17 protein-coding genes are annotated in these 17419 nt (G+C 70.4%); 7 read left to right on the forward strand and 10 right to left on the reverse strand.

Annotation, left to right across the window (positions count from 1 at the left end; translation table 11 throughout):
- Positions 1-6: 6 nt before the first annotated feature.
- Complete coding sequence (locus tag AB0I94_RS30645; RefSeq protein WP_363312948.1) at positions 7-570, forward strand: antibiotic biosynthesis monooxygenase; 564 nt, start codon at positions 7-9, stop codon at positions 568-570.
- Positions 571-753: 183 nt separating this feature from the next.
- Complete coding sequence (locus tag AB0I94_RS30650; protein ID WP_363312949.1) at positions 754-1494, forward strand: SRPBCC domain-containing protein; 741 nt, start codon at positions 754-756, stop codon at positions 1492-1494.
- A gap of 10 nt (positions 1495-1504) precedes the next feature.
- Here the strand turns inward: AB0I94_RS30650 and AB0I94_RS30655 are convergent, their stop codons facing one another.
- Positions 1505-3370, reverse strand: a complete 1866-nt coding sequence (locus AB0I94_RS30655; RefSeq protein ID WP_363312950.1) for an endonuclease/exonuclease/phosphatase family protein — start codon at positions 3368-3370, stop codon at positions 1505-1507.
- A gap of 240 nt (positions 3371-3610) precedes the next feature.
- Here AB0I94_RS30655 and AB0I94_RS30660 point away from each other — a divergent pair, with 240 nt between their 5' ends.
- Positions 3611-5068, forward strand: a complete 1458-nt coding sequence (locus AB0I94_RS30660) for a hypothetical protein (RefSeq protein WP_363312951.1) — start codon at positions 3611-3613, stop codon at positions 5066-5068.
- A 106-nt stretch (positions 5069-5174) separates the two neighbouring features.
- Here AB0I94_RS30660 and AB0I94_RS30665 read toward each other — a convergent pair whose 3' ends face one another.
- The 4 genes from AB0I94_RS30665 to AB0I94_RS30680 form a co-directional block, all read right to left on the reverse strand.
- Positions 5175-5621, reverse strand: a complete 447-nt coding sequence (locus tag AB0I94_RS30665; protein ID WP_363312952.1) for a hypothetical protein — start codon at positions 5619-5621, stop codon at positions 5175-5177.
- A 28-nt stretch (positions 5622-5649) separates the two neighbouring features.
- Positions 5650-6804: a hypothetical protein gene (locus AB0I94_RS30670; RefSeq protein ID WP_363312953.1), complete on the reverse strand. Its 1155-nt coding sequence runs from the start codon at positions 6802-6804 to the stop codon at positions 5650-5652.
- Positions 6805-6868: 64 nt separating this feature from the next.
- The gene (locus tag AB0I94_RS30675; RefSeq protein ID WP_363312954.1) at positions 6869-7096 is read right to left on the reverse strand and encodes a hypothetical protein; all 228 of its coding nucleotides are present in this window, start codon (positions 7094-7096) and stop codon (positions 6869-6871) included.
- 171 nt (positions 7097-7267) lie between these two features.
- Positions 7268-8035, reverse strand: coding sequence for an SDR family oxidoreductase (locus AB0I94_RS30680; RefSeq protein ID WP_363312955.1), 768 nt, complete (start codon positions 8033-8035; stop codon positions 7268-7270).
- 104 nt (positions 8036-8139) lie between these two features.
- Between AB0I94_RS30680 and AB0I94_RS30685 the strand changes: the two genes are divergently transcribed.
- The 4 genes from AB0I94_RS30685 (at position 8140) to AB0I94_RS30700 (ending at position 11793) form a co-directional block, all read left to right on the forward strand.
- Complete coding sequence (locus AB0I94_RS30685) at positions 8140-9579, forward strand: alkaline phosphatase PhoX (RefSeq protein WP_363312956.1); 1440 nt, start codon at positions 8140-8142, stop codon at positions 9577-9579.
- Positions 9580-9675: 96 nt separating this feature from the next.
- Positions 9676-10320, forward strand: a complete 645-nt coding sequence (locus AB0I94_RS30690; RefSeq protein ID WP_363312957.1) for a GntR family transcriptional regulator — start codon at positions 9676-9678, stop codon at positions 10318-10320.
- A 26-nt stretch (positions 10321-10346) separates the two neighbouring features.
- Entirely contained in the window at positions 10347-11369 is a 1023-nt protein-coding gene (locus tag AB0I94_RS30695) for a 1-aminocyclopropane-1-carboxylate deaminase (protein WP_363312958.1), read from the forward strand.
- 196 nt (positions 11370-11565) lie between these two features.
- Positions 11566-11793 carry a CarD family transcriptional regulator gene (locus tag AB0I94_RS30700; RefSeq protein WP_363312959.1) on the forward strand — a complete coding sequence of 76 codons (228 nt, stop codon included), beginning with the start codon at positions 11566-11568 and terminating at the stop codon, positions 11791-11793.
- A gap of 133 nt (positions 11794-11926) precedes the next feature.
- Here the strand turns inward: AB0I94_RS30700 and AB0I94_RS30705 are convergent, their stop codons facing one another.
- The 5 genes from AB0I94_RS30705 to AB0I94_RS30725 all read right to left on the reverse strand — a co-directional run bounded on the left by AB0I94_RS30705 (position 11927) and on the right by AB0I94_RS30725 (position 17416).
- Positions 11927-13153 (reverse strand): TerD family protein, encoded by a 1227-nt coding sequence (locus AB0I94_RS30705; protein ID WP_363313074.1) that lies wholly within the window; start codon positions 13151-13153, stop codon positions 11927-11929.
- An 84-nt stretch (positions 13154-13237) separates the two neighbouring features.
- Positions 13238-14227: a zinc-dependent alcohol dehydrogenase family protein gene (locus AB0I94_RS30710; protein ID WP_363312960.1), complete on the reverse strand. Its 990-nt coding sequence runs from the start codon at positions 14225-14227 to the stop codon at positions 13238-13240.
- Positions 14224-15093: a carbohydrate ABC transporter permease gene (locus AB0I94_RS30715; protein WP_363312961.1), complete on the reverse strand. Its 870-nt coding sequence runs from the start codon at positions 15091-15093 to the stop codon at positions 14224-14226. Before AB0I94_RS30715 ends, AB0I94_RS30710 begins: the two co-directional genes overlap by 4 nt.
- Entirely contained in the window at positions 15090-16046 is a 957-nt protein-coding gene (locus AB0I94_RS30720) for a sugar ABC transporter permease (RefSeq protein ID WP_363312962.1), read from the reverse strand. The genes AB0I94_RS30715 and AB0I94_RS30720 overlap by 4 nt, the downstream gene beginning before the upstream one ends.
- Positions 16043-17416 carry a sugar ABC transporter substrate-binding protein gene (locus AB0I94_RS30725; RefSeq protein ID WP_363312963.1) on the reverse strand — a complete coding sequence of 458 codons (1374 nt, stop codon included), beginning with the start codon at positions 17414-17416 and terminating at the stop codon, positions 16043-16045. The genes AB0I94_RS30720 and AB0I94_RS30725 overlap by 4 nt, the downstream gene beginning before the upstream one ends.
- Positions 17417-17419 lie beyond the last annotated feature (3 nt).

Genomic DNA, 17419 nt, shown 5'->3' on the forward strand with positions numbered 1-17419 from the left:
AACGCCATGAAGGCACACGTCGACGCCACCGCCCTCCCCGACCCGGCCCGCGCGGACGGCGGGCTCGTCTTCCTCAGCACATGGAGCACGGGCACGCCGGAGCGCCAGCGGGCCACGGTCGAGGCGATCGCCTGGGCCTGGGAGAGCCGCCCGTGGCCGCACGAGGGCCTGCTCTCGTACACCGTGTACACGGGCGCGGACGGCTCGACGGTGGCGCACCGCTCGCACTGGCGGGACGACGAGGCGTACCAGGACTTCTTCGCACACGGCAGGGACGAGCGGAACGCCGAGATCGACGAGGCCGTGCCGGGCATCGAGCGGCTGGGGCTGCACAAGACGCGGCTGCGGGACGGGGTGGCGCGGGCGGCCGGCGATGACCGGGTGGCCGGGGCGATCGTGATCACCGAGGGGGAGGCGGAGGTTCCGCGGGGGGCCCCGGGTCTGATCTCCGTCCACTTCCACGTGACGACGGACGGCGAGCGGGTGATCAGCTACGCGGAGTGGGAGAGCGGGGAAGGGCTGCCCGTCGAGGGCAGGTACCGCTTGGCTCATGGAATGGAACCGCGCTGATCTCTCGCGGTCGAGCGGTCGTGCGGTCGTGCGGTCGGGCGCTCGGACGACGGCGATTTCCCGCTCATCACGCACTCCCTGCCCGGCCGTGCCACACCCCTTCCCCGGCACCACCACCGCCCTGGACGGGAAGGGGTGCCGGTGGGATGTTGAAGCGGTGCGGGACGTCAGGGGGGAGTCGTCATGACCGCGGGCAAGGAGTTCGAGATCGAGCGGGAGTTCGAGGTCGATGCCTCTCCTGCCGAGGTCTGGGACGCGTTCACCACCGGCACCGGCGGCTGGCTGTGGCCCATGCTGGAGTACGAACCGCGCGAGGGCGGCGCCGCCCCCTTCGGCGGCGTCGTGACCCACTGGGAGCCACCGCACCGCCTCACCGACCGCGTCGACCGCCTCGGAGGCCTTCCGCCCGGTCAGACCGTCAACCAGCTCGACCGCACCATCGAGCCCCGCGACGGCGGCCGCCGTTCCTGGGTCCGCTACGTGCACAGCGGCATCCTCACCGACGACTGGGACGCCCAGTACGAGGAAGCCAGCAGGCACACCGACTTCTACCTGCACACCCTGCGCCAGTACCTCACGTACTTCAGGGGCCTGCCCGTCACCTTCACCACCCTCGACGGACCGGCCCCCTCCACGGCCCCGCACGCCTTCACCAGGCTGGGCCGCCGCCTCGGCCTCCCCGACGACGCGTCGGAAGGCGCACGCATACGCGTGGACGCCCCCGGCGAACCTCTCGACGCGATGATCGACTTCCGCAGCAGGCACTTCATCGGCCTGCGCACGGACACCGCGCTCTACCGCTTCTTCGGCCGCAACCACTTCGGTGCCCCGGTGGGCATCAGCATCCACGACTTCGCGCCGCAGGCCGACGCCAAGGGCACCGAAATGGCGTGGCGGGACTGGCTGCTCAGGCTCTACGCGTGACGGAAGAACGCTACGGCCTGAACCTCAGCACCTGCGGGTCGTGATCACTGTTCTGCTCGGCGAACTCCGCGTTGATGTGCACGCTGTCGTACGAGAAGCCGCCCGGCCCCGCGCGCCCCACACCCGGGCTGGTCAGAATCTGGTCGAGGACCTGGGAGTTGCCCTGGTAGACGTACGAGTAACGCTCCGACCGCGGGAGGGAATCGACGGCGGACCTCAGCGCGCCGCCCGCCTCCAGCGCGGCGGTCGTCCGCGAGAACTCGAAGTCGTTCACGTCACCGACGACCACCACGTCCGCGTTCTTCTGCGCCTTCCGCACGTCCCGCACGAAGGAGTTGACCGCCTGCGCCTGCCGCAGCCGCTTCGCCTCCGACGACCGCACCGGCGGCTGGTGCCGTGACGTGAGCCCTTCGTCGCCGCCCTTCGACCCGAAGTGGTTCGCGACCACGATCACACTGCGCCCCCGGAAACGGAACTCCCCGGCCAGCGGCTTGCGGCTGTCCGCCCACGCGGTGTTCGCGGGGTCGACGCGGCCGGGGGAGAGCGTCAGCGCGGCGTGCCCGGAGGAACGCACGACGCCCGTGCCCGTCGTCGCGTCGCCGTCGCCACGGTCCGTGAAGGAGACCCGCTCGGGGTTGAAGAGGAACACCTGGCGGATGTTCCCGCCCGGCTCCCCGCCGTCCTTGTTGTTCTGCGGATCGATGGACCGCCACTCGTACCGAGGACCGCCCGCGGCGACGATCGCGTCCGCGAACTTCTTCAGGGTCGCCTCCGCCGAGACGGTCCCGTCGTTCTTCGCGCCGTTGTCGTCCTGGATCTCCTCCAGGGCGAGGATGTCGGGCGACGCGAGATTCGAGACGACGGCCCCGGCCAGCGCGTCGAACTTCGTCTGCGGGTCGCCGGGGTCGAGATTCCCGACGTTGTACGTCGCGACGGCGAGCTCGCCCTTGGCCTGCCGCCGGGTCTTCTCCCGTACGAGCCCCTTGTCCTCGACCGTGCCGAGCGTCCGCGCGACCAGCGTGTAACCGCCGAACTGGTTGAAGTCCAGGGGCCCTTCGGCGCCACCGGACAGCGAGTCGCCGACGTTCGCCTTCGGGAAGGGCCGCTCGGAGACCGGAGCCAGCTGCTGGATCTGCAGGCGCCCGGTGTTCTGGTCGTCGTAGGACCCGTACACCGTGCCGCCGCGCCGGTTCGGGTTCTCGTGCGGCTTCACGGTGATCCACAGCTCCGCGTACGGATCCGTGGCGCCCACCACGCGCGAGGTCCCGACACGTACGTTCATGCCCTCCAGGGACTCGTACAGGTCGAGGGCGTACGAGCGCGGCTTCAGGGGCAGCGCGTTGATGCTGCCGCCGTCCCTCGGGTCGCCGTCGGGCGCGTACGCGGAAGGCACCGACTTGGCGGTCACCGTGACGGGCGCGGGCAGCGCGTTGCCGGACGACTCGACCGTCACCGTCGGCTTGGTGAGCTGCGTCAGGGACTGGTTGCCGGACGCCTCGCCGCCGGGAACGTACTCGCCGACGGTCCCGGAGACGCGGACCGCGTCTCCGGCCCGCACGGTCAGGGCGGCGGAGCCGGTGTAGACGAAGACGCCTTCGCTGGTCGCGGGGTCGGAGTCCGCGTTCGGGTCCTGGATCCAGAAGCCCTTCGAACCGTACGTACGGACGCCGGTCACGATGCCCGTCACGTCCGTGACCTGCTGCCCCGCGAGGGGAGAGAGGCGGGTGGCGCCCTGGATGTCGTGGACGCGCACCTCGGCGGCGGAAGCGGACGAGGAGCTCACGGCGAGCAGACCGGCGGCGAGGGCGGTCGCCACGACGGTCGAGACGGCGGCGGATCTCACGGCGGGCCGGGTGGCACGGGGTATGTGCGGCATCGAGGAACTCCGGATGAGGGTGAGGTCGTATGAAGAGGTGAGAGCGAGCGGCGGGCCGGTGGGCGCACAGCGCTCTACGCGCGTCAATCTCTTGTGTGCCCAGGGGAGTTGTCAAGGTTCGGCGGGTGTTCTCACCGTGTATGTCTCCTGACAGGGACATGAACCGGGCGGCATGGGTCGAAATCCGTCTAGGCTTCAGCCCAGCCGACCCGTTGCTTTCCCCCGGAGGAGAACCAGCCGATGTCCGTAAGTCCCGCCACCCTGCCGCCGGTGCTCCTGCACTCCGAAGCGGAACTCGCGCGGGCCGCGCTCGCCACACCGCTGCTCTCCCGCGCCGCGCGGCTCGCCCGCTGGGCGGGGCCCGAGACGCGTGTCGGGGCGGGCGGTGAGCTCGTCGAGGAGCAGCTGCCGGCCGCCGCGGCCGAGCTGGGTCTCGAAGCGGACGACCCGGACGCCGCCGCCTACGCGAGCGAGGCCTGGCGCGTGGCCGTCGACACGGGCCTGGTGGACGTCACGGACGCGGACGAGTCGGAGGGTGAGGACGCGCCGGGCACGGTGACCGCGGGCGAGGACCTCGCCGCGCTCTCCTCCGGCAGCCCGCAGGACATCCTGGCCGTCTGGCTCGGCGCCCTGGACACCGTCTACTCGGACGCGACCGTGCCCGACATGGACAATCTCCTGGACGTCCTGGAGGAGAAGGGCGAGGTCGACTTCGAGGAGCTCGGCTGGGACCCGCAGGCGGAGGCGGACTTCCTGGACGGCGTGCTCGGCAACCTGTACCTGCTCACCGCGGGGGACGCCGGGGCGGGCGAGGGTCCGGTGCCGCTGCCCGCGCTCGCCGCGTCGATGATCGTGCCCGACGACATGGGGGAGCCGACGGACGACGTCCTGGAGCAGGTGTCGGACGCGATGATGAAGCTCGACGACCAGTTCCGGCTCTTCGAGCCGCTCGGGCTCGTCGAGTACCAGCCGGTCGACGAGGCCCTCATGGTGGACATCGACGAGGCCGAGGCGCCGCTCCCGGACGACGAGGACGTCACGCGGTACGGCATGGTCCGGCTCACCCCGCTGGGTGTGTACGGCATCCGGGCGCGGATGCTGGAGGCGGGCGTGGACGCCCCGGCGGTCGGCGATCTCGCGGACAAGGGCGCCGACGCGCTGCTCGAGGGGACGGCCGGTTTCCCGCAGGCCGCCGCGCAGGCCGAGATCGAGCAGTGGCTCGCCCGGCACGAACCGCTGGCGGCGGCACGGGAGTTGCTGGCCGCCGCGCGGGGCGGGGACGAGGGCGCGCCGCTCAGGCGGCTGCGCTGCCAGCAGGCGCTCTCGCTGGTGGGCCGCGAGGCGGAGCCCGCCCTGCGGGAGGTGCTCGACGACGCCGAGCTCGGTGGGCTCGCCCGCGTGTGGCTGGCCGAGCACGGGGCGGCCGACGTGCCCGCGCCCTCCGAGGCGCTGGTCTTCTGGCTGACCATCGACACGATCGCCGCGCAGCTCGCGGCCGAGGGCAACTCGGATGAGCTGCAGGGTCTCGTGGAGGGCCTTTCCGAGCAGCACAGCGGTTTCTTCGCCGCGGCCTGGCGGGTCGAACACCCCGCCACCGCGGACGTCCTGGAGGCGATGGGACGGCTGCATCCCGACAAGAAGGTGGCCAAGGAAGCCCGCAAGGCTGCCTTCAAGGCGCGTTCGCAGCAAGGGGTTTGACGCCACAGCGGCCGGGCCGGAAGTTCCGGCCCGGCCGCCGGCCGGTTCGGCTCAGCACCGATACAGCACCGATTCGGCACTGACTCAGGGCTGACTCAGGGCTGACTCAGCACTGATACAGCGTCGTGTGCTTGAACGACGACGTGGCGCCGTTGAAGCCGTACGTCCCCCGGTACGCCGGAGGGTTCTGGTACTCGCCGACGATCGTGATCGTGTCGGCGCAGGAGCCCTGGCCCGTGCGCTTGGCGTCCAGGCGCATCGTGTCGCCGATGAAACCGCCCGTGATCTCCCACGGAGCGCCGCAGATGCCGGAGGTGATCTGGCCGCCGGTCACCACGTGCGGGTAGGTGTTCGGGTTGAACTTCACCTCGACGGCGAAGGTGATCGCGCCGTTGTGCAGCTCCAGCTCGGCGGCGGTGGCCACCGCCTCGGCGGACACGTCCTGGGTCGCGGCGAACGCCTCGTCGCGCGTCTTGACCTCGGCGCCCTGCGGATTGTGGAAGCGGTGCTCGCCGCGGGCCCGGCCCTTCTGCTTGCGTGCCTGAGTGGTCATGAAAACCCTCCTCTCGTGGTGCGACCGGTCAGGCCAGCTGTTCGGAGACCTCGACCCGCAGCAGCGCGCGGACGTTCTCGAAGTGGTTGAGCACGGTGACGGTGGAGGAACCGGCGAACAGCAGGCCGAGGGCGACGTTGTCGAGCGAGGTCACCAGGGACCCCGAGTCGCCGCCCGCCGAGATGTTCGTCGTCAGGATCTGGTCCTTGAACCGGGCCGTGCCCGCCGTGCCGAAGTTGACGTCGATGGTGGCGTCGACGGCGATGATCCGGCCGAAGGAGATGTTGGTGGTACGGCCGGTCTTCTTCACCGGGTCGCCGACCGCGACGTTCGCCTTGCGGCGCCAGGCGCGGGGCGCACCGCTGAAGTACGTCTCGCGGGTCGCGTCCTGGAAGTCGACGGTGCCGAGCGCGGCGTCGACGACGTTGTTGTGCCGCTCCAGCGGAATCTGCGGGGCGAACTGGATCGTGATGAAGCGCTCCAGGGTCGCGATGCGGTCGGCCGGGTCCTGGCCGCCGTCGAAGACGCCCGGCTGCACGATCGCGCTGCCCAGCTGAGCGCGGTTGGAGTCGGCGAGCACGTGGTTGTTGGAGAGGATGTAGAACTTCGCCGGTACGCCGAGGCCGGGGCCCGGCGGGTCGACCGAGGCGCCGGGCAGGAAGTCGTAGACCACGCTGCCGAGCGTGCCGGCCGTCACGCGTACGTTGCCGACCGAGAAGCCGGAGGGGCACGGGCGCATGCGGCGCTTGAGGAGCTGCGGCTCGAACGCGCCATGCCCGCCGAGCTCCTCCACCATGGGTTGCGAAAGGCCCGCGAGCTGCTCGCTCACGCCGCCGTCCGGGCCGTACGTCACCGAGCGGTCGTCCGTGCGGCCGGCCTTGCGCTGCTGCCGTTGAGCGGCGACGTGGCCGACGGCGACGACGTCGGTGGGGGTGCCGTCGTCCATCTGGGAGGGGATGACGTCCCGCTCCGGGAGCATGGACTCCGGGACCTTCTGGGTCACGAACACGATGACCGCGGGTTCGCCGGTGGGCTCTCCGTCGATCCACTTCACGCCGTGGCCGAAGCCGACGACGTTGGCCGGTGACGTCTGGGGGCCCAGGAAGTCCCCTGCCGCCTGCCGGCGTGAGCTGTCGCTGAGCTGACCGCCGGTGGGTCCGCGCATCAATTCGGGCTGGCTCACCACGCCAGACCACCTCTTCCCCTTGGTTGAAGGGTGGAGTTCCGGTCGGCTTTCGAGGGCCGTCCTACTGCGCCGCGGGCTCACCGATGGCGAGCACGCGCACGGGGACGCCTTCGAGCACTTCCGGAATCACGTCTTCGTCCCGGAGCCGGTCACGGGGCACTTTGCGGGTCACGAAGACGACGATCACGTCCGCCCGCGAGTGGTCGTCCTTCCCGATGCCGACACCGGTGACATTGGCCAGCTTCATCAGCCGGTCCTCATGGAGGCTGCGTGCCTGCTGTGCGTCCACGCGGCTCGCCTCCCCCAACGGGTGATGCAGGTAGGGGATGTCTATTGCCGAGTGGAGTGCGGGGTCAAGGCGTTCCGCACGAAATCTTGGCTTTACGGGTGATCCGTGCCTGTTGACCTTGTTTACGAAGATGCTTCCGACCACTGACTCAGGGGCCCGGGAACCTCTGGTTCACGTACGCAGATGTGAGGCGCCGTTGAGGTCCAGGACCGTGCCCGACGCCCACTCCGCGACGGGCGAGGCGAGCCACAGCACCGCGGCGGCGATCTCCTCCGCCGTCCCCGCCCGCCCGAACGGGCTCTGCGCACGGATCGCCGCGCCCTCGTCCCCGCTGAGCCGGTGCGCCACCCTCTCCGTCTCGAAGAAGCCGGGCGCCACCGACGCCACCGCGATCCCGTACGGCGCGAGCGACACGGCGAGGGACTGCCCGAGCGCGTGCACGGCGGCCTTCGTCGCCCCGTAGGCCGGGTGATCGGGCTCGCCCCGGAAGGCGCCGCGCGAGCCGATGTTCACGATCCGGCCGCCCGTGCCCTGGTCGATCATCCGGCGTGCCGCCAGGTAACTGAGGTTGGCCGTCGCGAGAAGATTTATCGATACGTGCCGCTGCCAGAGCGCCGTCCAGTCCTCGTACGACGTGTCGGCGAGCGGGTGCGGCAGGTTCACGGCGGCGTTGTTGACCAGCACGTCGAGGCCGCCGAGCGCCGTGGCCGCCCGCCCCGCGACGTCCGCCGCGCCCGCGGGCTCCGACAGATCCCCGCCCACCAGCGCATGGCCGTCACCCTTGAGCGAGGCGAGCGTCGCGCGCGCATCCTCCTCGCGCGAGCCGTAGTGCACCGCGACGCGGTCACCGTTGTGAGCGAAGGCCTGGGCGAGGGCTCTGCCCAGACCTCGGGAGGCGCCGCTGATCAGCACGCGGCGGTCGGTGCCTGGCAGGTTCATGGAAGGAAGCCCCTTGACGTCGTACGGCGTTCAACCGCCGTTTATACGTGAGCGGGAACGTGACGCCGACAGCAGCCCGGCCGGAACCCGCCCCAGGAGACATCATGTCGCTCACCCGCAGGGACTTCGCCAGACGCTCAGCGATCACCGGTGCGGGGGTCGTGCTGACCGGCAGCGTCGGCGCGCTCGCCACCGCCCCCGGCGCGCTCGCCGCCGAGGGAACGACCCAGGACGGGGCCGACGCACTCGGCGGCGCCCCGGGGTACGGGCCCCTCGTCCCCGACCCCGAGGGCCTGCTCGCGCTGCCCGCCGGATTCTCGTACCGCGTCCTGACGCACAGCGGCAGGACGAAGCTGGAGACCGGCGAGTTCACGCCGTCCAACCACGACGGTACGGCCACCTTCGCGGGCCCGCGCGGGGTGACTCTGCTGGTCAACAACCACGAACTGAGCGGCCCCCGCTCCAAGTGGAAGCACCCGGTCCCGCTCACCGAAGGCCTCGTGTACGACCCGGCCGCTTCCGGCGGCTGCACGGTCGTCGAGGTGCGCCGCGACGGTCAGGTCGCCGAGTGGGTGGGCATCGCGGGCACGGCCACCAACTGTGCGGGCGGCAGCACCCCTTGGGGCACCTGGCTGACCGGCGAGGAGACCGAGGACCGGGCAGGCCAGAACGGCATGACCAAGGACCACGGCTACGTCTTCGAGGTCGACCCCTACGACCGGCGTGCCAACCGGGCCCCCAAGCCCATCAAGGCGCTGGGCCGCTACGCCCACGAGGCCGTCGTCGTCGACCCCAGGCGCGGCCACCTCTACCTCACCGAGGACGCCTCCAAGCCCAATGGCCTGTTCTACCGCTGGACCCCGCCGAAGGGCTTCGAGCACGGCCGCGGCAAGCTGCGCACCCTCGCCGACGACGCCGGCGCACTGAAGGCGCCCAAGTGCTTCGACTCCGGCGGCCGCTTCGTGGACGACCTGTCCCGCGCCACCAAGATCGGCACGGTGTACGGCGTGGACTGGGTGGAGGTCCCGGACCGCGACGCCCGCACGGTCCCGGTGCGCGAGCAGTTCGACGACGGTGACATCACGCGTGCCCGCAAGCTCGAAGGCATGTGGTGGGGTGACGGCGGTGTCTACATCGTCGCCTCGTTCGCCCGCGGCGAGAGCCCCGTCCCGCACGACGGGCAGGTGTGGTTCTACCACCCGTCGCGCCGCACCCTCACTCTGAAGGTCCTGCTCGGCGTCAACCCGGACCCCGCGAAGGACGGCGCCTTCGACGGCCCGGACAACATCACCGTCTCCCCGTACGGCGGCCTCGTCATCGCCGAGGACGGCGACGGCGTCCAGCACCTCTTCGGAGCGACAGAGCGCGGCCGCACGTACCCCATCGCACGCAACGAACTCAACGCGGGCACCCCCGAGAAGCCCTCCTACAGCGAGTTCGCCGGCGTCACGTTCTCCCCCGACGGCAAGACGCTCTACGCCAGCATCCAGTCGCCCGGCATCCTGCTGGCGATCACCGGCCCGTGGCGGAGGCAGCGCGGCTGAGGAACTTGGGGCTTCCGGGCTTCCCGGCTTCCGCTTCCGGTGGCAATTGTCAGGACCCTTGCTCGCTCCGGGAATTGACATCTAACATTTCAGTGCATGGGAGCCATGCAACCGGTGCGCCGCACCCTCCTCAGGGATCAGGCGTACGCATCGATCCGTGACGCGATCGTGGGCGGGGACATCGCGCCGGGCAGCGTCGTGCGGGACGCCGACCTGGCCGCGTCGCTCGGCCTGTCCCGCGCGCCCGTCCGCGAGGCGTTCGCGCGGCTCGTCGACGAAGGCCTCCTGGAGACCAAACCGCAGAGCCACACCCGTGTCACGCCGCTGGACGCGGCCGACGTGCGGGACGCGGCGGCCGTCGTCCGCGCCATGCACGAACTCGTCGCACGCGGCGCGGTGCCCCGCCTGGAGCCCGCGCACCTCTACGCGATGCGGGAGGCCAACCGGCGCTTCGCCGCGGCCGTCGCGTCCGGCGACGTGGAGGGCGCCCTGCGGGCCGACGACGACCTGCACGGTGTCCTCGTCACGGCCTGCGGCAACAGCGCGGCCTCGGCCACCATCGCCCGCTACACCCCCCTCATCCGCCGCTTGGAGAGGCAGCGCTTCGCCGAGGGCGTGACCTGCGGCTCCGCCGAACTGCACGAGCGGCTGATCGACGCGTGCGCGGACGGCGACCCGGAAGCGGCGGCGGCCGTCACCACGGAGATCTGGCGCGTCCTGGAAGAGCTCGCCCACCCCTGAAGCCCCTGAAACGGCCGGAGGCCCACGTGTCCACACCCCTCGACTCGTACGCCCGCTACCCCCTCCTCTTCGGCCCTTCACCCGTCCATCCACTGGACCGCCTCACCCACCACCTCGGCGGAGCCGCCCTCTGGGCCAAGCGCGAGGACTGCAACTCCGGGATCGCGTACGGCGGCAACAAGACGCGCAAGCTGGAGTTCCTGGTCGCCGACGCGCTCGCCCAAGGCTGCGACACCCTCGTGTCGATCGGCGGCGTGCAGTCCAACCACACCCGCCAGGTCGCGGCCGTCGCCGCCCGCGCCGGACTCAAGTGCGTGCTGGTCCAGGAGAGTTGGGTCGACTGGCCCGACTCCGTCTACGACAAGGTCGGCAACATCCTCATCAGCAGGCTCGCGGGCGCCGACATACGCCTCGTACGCGCTGGATTCGGCATCGGCATCAAGGAGAGCTGGGAGCAGGCGGTGCGCGAGGTCGAGGAGGCGGGCGGCAGGCCGTACGCGATCCCGGCCGGCTGCTCCGAGCACCGGCTCGGCGGTCTGGGCTTCGCGCGCTGGGCGTACGAGGTGGCGGAGCAGGAGGAGGAGTTCGGGGTGTTCTTCGACACCATCGTGGTCTGCTCGGTGACCGGATCCACGCAGGCGGGTATGGTCGCCGGCTTCGCCGCGCTTGCGGAGGAGGGCGCCCGCCCCCGCCGCGTTCTCGGCATCGACGCCTCGGCCGACCCGGACCGCACCCGTGAGCAGATCGCCAGGATCGCGCGCGGGACGGCCGAACTCATCGGCGTACGGGCAGAGGTGAAGGACGCAGACATCGAGTTGGACGCGCGCTATCACGCGGGCACCTACGGCCTCCCCGACGAGGCCACCCTGGACGCGATGCGGCTCGTGGCCCGCACGGAGGGCATGGTGACCGACCCGGTGTACGAGGGGAAGTCGATGGCCGGGATGATCGACCTGGTGGACAGGGGCGAGATCGCGCGCGACGCGACCGTCCTGTACGCCCACCTCGGCGGGCAGCCCGCCCTGAATGCCTACAGCGCCCTGTTCTGATCCCGCCCTCTCCCGGGGGGCGTGAAGGCGACCGAGGTCTGTGTGGCACGTATGTGCGCGTCGTACGCGTGGTGCCACGGAACAACTACGTACCGCTACGAGTGACCTGCAGTTGTGTGTCGGTTTGATGCCGATGTGAGGACCGTGTGAGCTCGGAGCATGGTGCGTCGGGGTCCCGAGGGCGCATACTCGGAACATGACGAGGCCCCCCGGTACCCGACGCCATCTGCCGAACAGTCCTTTCAACGTTCCGAAGCCCCCCGCACCGCCCATCGAGCAGTTCGCCGTGGGCGACCGGGTCTCGCACGACCAGTACGGGCTCGGACGCATCGTCGGAGTCGAAGGCGAGGAAGCAGTGGTCATCGACTTCCAGGGCCGCCAGGGCAGGTTCCTGAGCCCCTATCCCAAGCTGTCCAAGCTCTGATCTGACGTACGCCTGCGCGCGCGTCCCTCCGCACGACAAGGGGCGGCCGACGGGAAGGTCCACCCCTTCCCTGTCGGCCGCCCCTGCGCTTTCCTCCCGCGGTCCCGCCCGTCCGCCGGGCGGGCGAGGGCGGCTACAGCGCCTGCGCCGCGGGCTTCACCATTCCGCGCACGGTGCGTGACTTGACGAAGTCACCCATGGCGGTCATTTCCCACTCACCCGTGAACTGCTTGATCAGCTTGGCCATCATCACGCCCGTCTGCGCCTCGGCGTTCGTGAGGTCGAAGCGGACCAGCTCCTCGCCCGTGGCCGCGTCGAGCAGACGGCAGTACGCCTTGGCGACCTGCGTGAACTTCTGACCCGAGAACGAGTTCACCGTGAAGACGAGACCCGTCACGTCCTGCGGCAGCCGGCCCAGGTCCACGACGATCACCTCGTCGTCACCGCCGCCCTCGCCCGTGAGGTTGTCGCCCGAGTGCTTGATCGCGCCGTTCACGATCGACAGCTTGCCGAAGTAGCAGCTGTCCACGTGCTTGCGCGTCGGGCCGTACGCGATGACGGAGGCGTCCAGGTCGATGTCCTTGCCGCCGTACGCCGGCTCCCAGCCGAGGCCCATCTTGACCTGCGAGAGGAGCGGCTTGCCGCCCTTGACCAGGGAAACGGTCTGGTTCTTCTGGAGGTTCACCCGGCCCTTGTCCAGGTTGATCTTCCCGGCGCCGGGCGCGGGGGCCGCCGGCGCCGGCGGCGCCGCGGGCGCGGCGAGGCGCGGGTCCGCGACCGGCGGGGGCGGGCTCTGGACCGGCGCGCCCGACGGAGGCGCCATCGGGGCGGCGGGCGCGGCGGCGGCGGGAGCGGCCGGGGCCGCGGGCTCCTCGACCGAGACACCGAAGTCCGTCGCGATGCCGGCCAGGCCGTTCGAGTACCCCTGGCCGACGGCGCGGGCCTTCCAGGCGCCGTTTCGCAGATAGACCTCGACGATGACCAGGGCGGTCTCGCCGCCGAGCTGCGGGGGCGTGAACGTGGCGAGGACGGAACCGTCGTCCGCGTTGCGGATGGTGGCGGTGGGCTCGACGCCCTGGAAGGACTGGCCCGCCGCGTCCGGGCTCGCGGTGACGACGATCTTCTCGATGCCGGCGGGCACCGCACTGGTGTCCACCGTGATCTTGTCGGGGGTCGTGCCGCCGCCCGACTGATAGGTCACACCGGGACCGGAGGGCTGGTTGAAGAAGATGAAGTCGTCGTCGGAGCGCACCTTGCCGTCGGCGGTGAGCAGCAGGCCCGATACGTCGAGCCGCACCGGTGCGGCGACGTCAACCGCCACGCGGGTGGCGGAGAGAGGGATGTTCGAGCCGGGGGTCATAGCTGTCATGCATGAGGTAACGAACGTCCGGGCTTTGCCGTTCCCTTACCCGCGGAAGTTTCTCTCTCCGCCCCCGCGGACGCCCTACGGCACCACCACGATCTTCCGGCCCACCCCCGAGGCGAACCGTTCCAGGGCCTGGGGGTAGGTGTCGAGGGGGAGCCTGTCGCTGATGAAGACGTCCGGGTCGAGCACGCCCCCGGCGAACAGCTCCGCCGCCCGCTCGTAGCTGTGCAGCACCGCCATCGACCCGGTGATGGTGATCTCCTGGTTGTAGATGCGGTACGGATCGATGCTGACCCGCGTCGCGTAGTCGGCGACACCGAACTGCAGGAACGTCCCCGCCTTGGCGACGCGCCCGAGGCCGTCCTGGATCGCTTTCGCGTTCCCCGTGGCGTCGACCACGATGTCCCACCCCTGCGGCCGCTCCAGTTCGTCCGCGCCCGCGGCCGACCCCGACACGCCCAGCTGCCGCGCCGTGGCGAGGCGGTCCGGGTTGAGGTCCACGATGTCCACGCTCGCCGCCCCCGTCCGCTTGGCGAGCTCCAGCATCATCAGGCCCATGGTCCCGGAGCCGTAGATCAGGACGTGGGCGCCCAGCCGGGCGCGGAGCACGTCGTAGCCGCGCACCGCGCAGGACAGCGGCTCGATGAGGGCCGCGTCCTGGGTGCGTACGTTCTCGGGGAGCCGCACACAGTTGGCGACCGGCGCGAGGGCGTACTGGGCCGCGCCGCCCGCCGTGGTGACGCCGATGGCGGCCCAGCGCTCGCAGAGGTTGTTGTGGCCGGTGCGGCAGTAGCGGCACTCGTGGCAGTAGAGCGAGGGGTCGACGGCGACCCGGTCGCCGACCGCGAGCTCGGTGACCTCGCGGCCGAGCCCCACCACCTCCCCGGCGAACTCGTGCCCCGGCACCACCGGCAGGGTGGGCGCGAACTCGCCCTGCAGGATGTGCAGATCGGTCCCGCACAGACCGCACGCGGCGACCTCGACGACGACCTCGCGCGGCCCCGGGGTGGGGTCGGGCATCTCGCCGACGACGGCCTTGCCGACGGACTCGATGATGGCGGCCTTCACTTGACGGCTCCCAACGACAGGCCCTGGACCAGCTTGTCCTGGGCGGCGAACCCCGCGGCGAGCACCGGCAGGGAGATCACGAGCGACGCGGCGCACACCTTCGCCAGGAACAGGCCCTGGCTGGTGATGAAGCCGGTCAGGAACACGGGCGCGGTCTGGGCGACGACGCCCGTGAGCACCCGCGCGAAGAGAAGTTCGTTCCAGCTGAAGATGAAGCAGATCAGGGAGGTCGCCGCGATGCCCGGCAGCGCGATGGGGGCCACCACACGCGTGAGGATGGTGGGCAGGCGCGCCCCGTCGATCTGCGCGGCCTCGATGATCGCGACCGGCACCTCGGCGAGGAAGGACTGCATCATCCACACCGCGATCGGCAGGTTCATCGACGTGTAGAGGATGACGAGCAGCCAGATGTTGTCGAGCATCTCGGTGTTCTTGGCGAAGAGATAGATCGGCAGGAGGCCCGCCACCACCGGCAGCATCTTCGTCGAGAGGAAGAAGAACAGGACGTCCGTCCACTTCTTCACCGGCCTGATGGAGAGCGCGTACGCGGCAGGGAGCGCGAGGAGCAGCACCAGCAGGGTCGAGGCGACCGACGCCACGGTCGAGTTGATGAGCGAGGGCCAGGGGCTCGCGCCGCCGCCCGAGCCGAAGAACTCGCGGTAGCCGTCCAGGGTGAGCGAGGCGGCGAGCGAGGGCGGATTGGTCGCGGCGTCCTCCTCCGAGTGGAAGGAGGTCAGCGTCATCCAGGCGATGGGCAGGAAGAACAGGAGTCCGGCCAGCCAGGCGGCGAGGCCGAGGCCCGCCGATCCACGGATACGGAACCGGCTTACGGGCCGGGTACGTGCTTGCGTCACGGCGGTGGTCATGCGCGGGACGCCTCCTCACGGAACAGGGACGAGACGACCCGCAGCGCGAAGGTCGCGATGATGAGGGAACCGATGACGACGAGGACACCGGCGGCGGACGCCAGGCCGTTCTCGTGTGCCTGGTAGAAGCTCTGGTAGACGGTGTAGGGCAGGTTGGCGGTGCCGAGGCCGCCCGAGGTGATCGTGAAGACGGCGTCGAAGTTCTGCACGATGTAGATCGAGCCGAGCAGCGACCCCAGCTCCAGGTAGCGGCGCAGATGCGGCAGCGTCAGATACCGGAACACCTGCCAGTTGCCCGCGCCGTCCATGCGGGCCGCCTCGATGAGCTCACTGTCGCGGCTCTGCAGACCCGCGAGCAGGATCAGCATCATGAAGGGCGTCCACTGCCAGATCAGGGAGGCCTCGATGGCGATCAGGGGCATGTTGGAGACCCAGTCGGGCTGGGCGGCGCCGTCACCGCCCACCCAGTGGAGCAGGCCGTTGAAGAGGCCGTACTCGGGGTTGTAGAGCACGTGCTTCCACAGCAGCGCGGCGGCCACCGGCACCAGCAGGAACGGCGCGATGAGCAACGTACGCACCAGGCCGCGGCCCCGGAACTTCCGGTCGAGGAGCAGGGCGAGCCCGAGGCCGATGACGAGGCTCGCGAGCACGACGGTGGCCGTGAGCACGATGGTCGTCAGGACGGATTTGCGCAGGTCCGGGTCGGTGAGGACCTCGGAGTAGTTGTCGAGTCCGGCGAAGCTGCGGGCGTCGGGGTAGAGGGCGTTCCAGTCGAAGAAGGAGATCACCAGCGTGGCCACGAACGGCAGCTGGGTGACGACGACCATGAAGATCAGGGCGGGCAGGAGCGGGGCCCTGGTGGCCCAGGCGCGGAGCCGGCCTCGTGGCTTCCTGGGTGGGGACACGCGCGCGGTCGTGGGCGCGACGGTGGTGGTGCTCGCGGTGGCGGTCATCGTCCCTCGTACTCCTCGGCGATCTTCTCGGCGAGCTTCTGTGACTTCTCGAGGGCCGATTCGACGGACTGGCGCCCGGCGATGGCCGCGCTGATCTCCTGGGAGACCTTCGTGCCGAGGTCGGTGAACTCGGGGATGCCGACGAACTGGATGCCGGGCGCGGGGCGGGGCTGCACGCCCGGGTCACGCGGCCTCGCGCCCTCGATGGCGGCGTGGGTGACGTCCTGGAAGGCGGCGGCTTCCTTGCGGTACTCGGGGTTGGCGTAGGTGGAGGCGCGCTTGCCCGCGGGGACGTTGGACCAGCCGATCTTCTCGCCGACCAGTTCCTCGTACTCCTTGCTGGACGCCCAGGAGACGAACTTCCAGGCCTTGTCCGGGTTGCGCGACGCCTTCTGCAGGCCCCAGGCCCAGGTGTAGAGCCAGCCGGAGCTCTCGGTCTTCTCCACGGGCGCCGGTACATAGCCGATCTTGCCCTTGACCGGGGACTTGGCGGACTCCAGCGACCCGGCGGCGGCCGTGGCGTCGTACCACATGGCGGTCTTGCCCTGGGTGAGGTTGTTCAGGCACTCGGCGTAGCCGGACTGGGCGGCTCCGGACTGGCCGTGTTCGCGGACGAGGTCCACGTAGAAGCGGGTCGCCTTCTCGAACTCGGGGGAGTCGAGGCGGGCCTTCCAGTCCTTGTCGAACCAGGTCCCTCCGAAGGTGTTCACCACGCTCGTCAGGGGTGCGATCACCTCACCCCAGCCCGGGAGCCCGCGCAGACAGATGCCCTTCATCCCGGGCTCGGCGCCGGCGTCTTCGACGTCACCCGCGAGCTTGGCCACCTGTTGCCAGGTGGGGTGCTCGGGCATGGTGAGACCGGCCTTCTTGAAGACGTCCTTCCGGTACATCAGGAAGGACGACTCTCCGTAGAAGGGCTGCCCGTAGAGCTTGCCGTCGTCGCCGGTGAGCGACTGGCGCATCGACGGAAGTACGTCCTTCTCGTCGTACGCCTTGTCCTTGCGGGTGTACGAGCCGAGTTCGTGCAGCCAGTCGTTCTTGGCGTAGATCGGGATCTCGTAGTTGCTGAGCGTGGCGACGTCGTACTGGCCCGCCTGGTTGGCGAAGTCCTGGCTGATCTTGTCGCGGACGTCGTTCTCGGGCAGGACCGTGAAGTTCACCTTGATGCCCGTTTCCTTGGTGAAGTGGGCGGCGGTGAGCTTCTGCAACTCGACCATCTGCGGGTTGTTCACCATCAGTACGTTGATGGAGTCGCCGCCTGAACCGGTCCCGCCGGCCCCGGCCCAGCAGCCGGAGAGCAGCGGGGCAAGCAGCGTCCCTGCGGCTGCCGCGGCGAGTGCGCGCGACCTCCGTCGGCTCTGGGTTCGCATGGA

Source organism: Streptomyces sp. NPDC050147 (assembly GCF_040660195.1).
GTDB lineage: Bacteria > Actinomycetota > Actinomycetes > Streptomycetales > Streptomycetaceae > Streptomyces.

Excerpts from the sequence above, each read along its gene's own strand:
- AB0I94_RS30705 (WP_363313074.1), bottom strand. The coding sequence starts at position 13,153 with ATGACCCCCGGCTCGAACATCCCTCTCTCCGCCACCCGCGTGGCGGTT.
- AB0I94_RS30720 (WP_363312962.1), bottom strand. The coding sequence starts at position 16,046 with ATGACCGCCACCGCGAGCACCACCACCGTCGCGCCCACGACCGCGCGC.
- AB0I94_RS30665 (WP_363312952.1), bottom strand. The coding sequence starts at position 5,621 with ATGACCACTCAGGCACGCAAGCAGAAGGGCCGGGCCCGCGGCGAGCAC.
- AB0I94_RS30725 (WP_363312963.1), bottom strand. The coding sequence starts at position 17,416 with ATGCGAACCCAGAGCCGACGGAGGTCGCGCGCACTCGCCGCGGCAGCC.
- AB0I94_RS30685 (WP_363312956.1), top strand. The coding sequence starts at position 8,140 with ATGTCGCTCACCCGCAGGGACTTCGCCAGACGCTCAGCGATCACCGGT.
- AB0I94_RS30645 (WP_363312948.1), top strand. The coding sequence starts at position 7 with ATGAAGGCACACGTCGACGCCACCGCCCTCCCCGACCCGGCCCGCGCG.
- AB0I94_RS30680 (WP_363312955.1), bottom strand. The coding sequence starts at position 8,035 with ATGAACCTGCCAGGCACCGACCGCCGCGTGCTGATCAGCGGCGCCTCC.
- AB0I94_RS30700 (WP_363312959.1), top strand. The coding sequence starts at position 11,566 with ATGACGAGGCCCCCCGGTACCCGACGCCATCTGCCGAACAGTCCTTTC.
- AB0I94_RS30655 (WP_363312950.1), bottom strand. The coding sequence starts at position 3,370 with ATGCCGCACATACCCCGTGCCACCCGGCCCGCCGTGAGATCCGCCGCC.
- AB0I94_RS30660 (WP_363312951.1), top strand. The coding sequence starts at position 3,611 with ATGTCCGTAAGTCCCGCCACCCTGCCGCCGGTGCTCCTGCACTCCGAA.
- AB0I94_RS30715 (WP_363312961.1), bottom strand. The coding sequence starts at position 15,093 with ATGACCACCGCCGTGACGCAAGCACGTACCCGGCCCGTAAGCCGGTTC.
- AB0I94_RS30650 (WP_363312949.1), top strand. The coding sequence starts at position 754 with ATGACCGCGGGCAAGGAGTTCGAGATCGAGCGGGAGTTCGAGGTCGAT.
- AB0I94_RS30690 (WP_363312957.1), top strand. The coding sequence starts at position 9,676 with ATGGGAGCCATGCAACCGGTGCGCCGCACCCTCCTCAGGGATCAGGCG.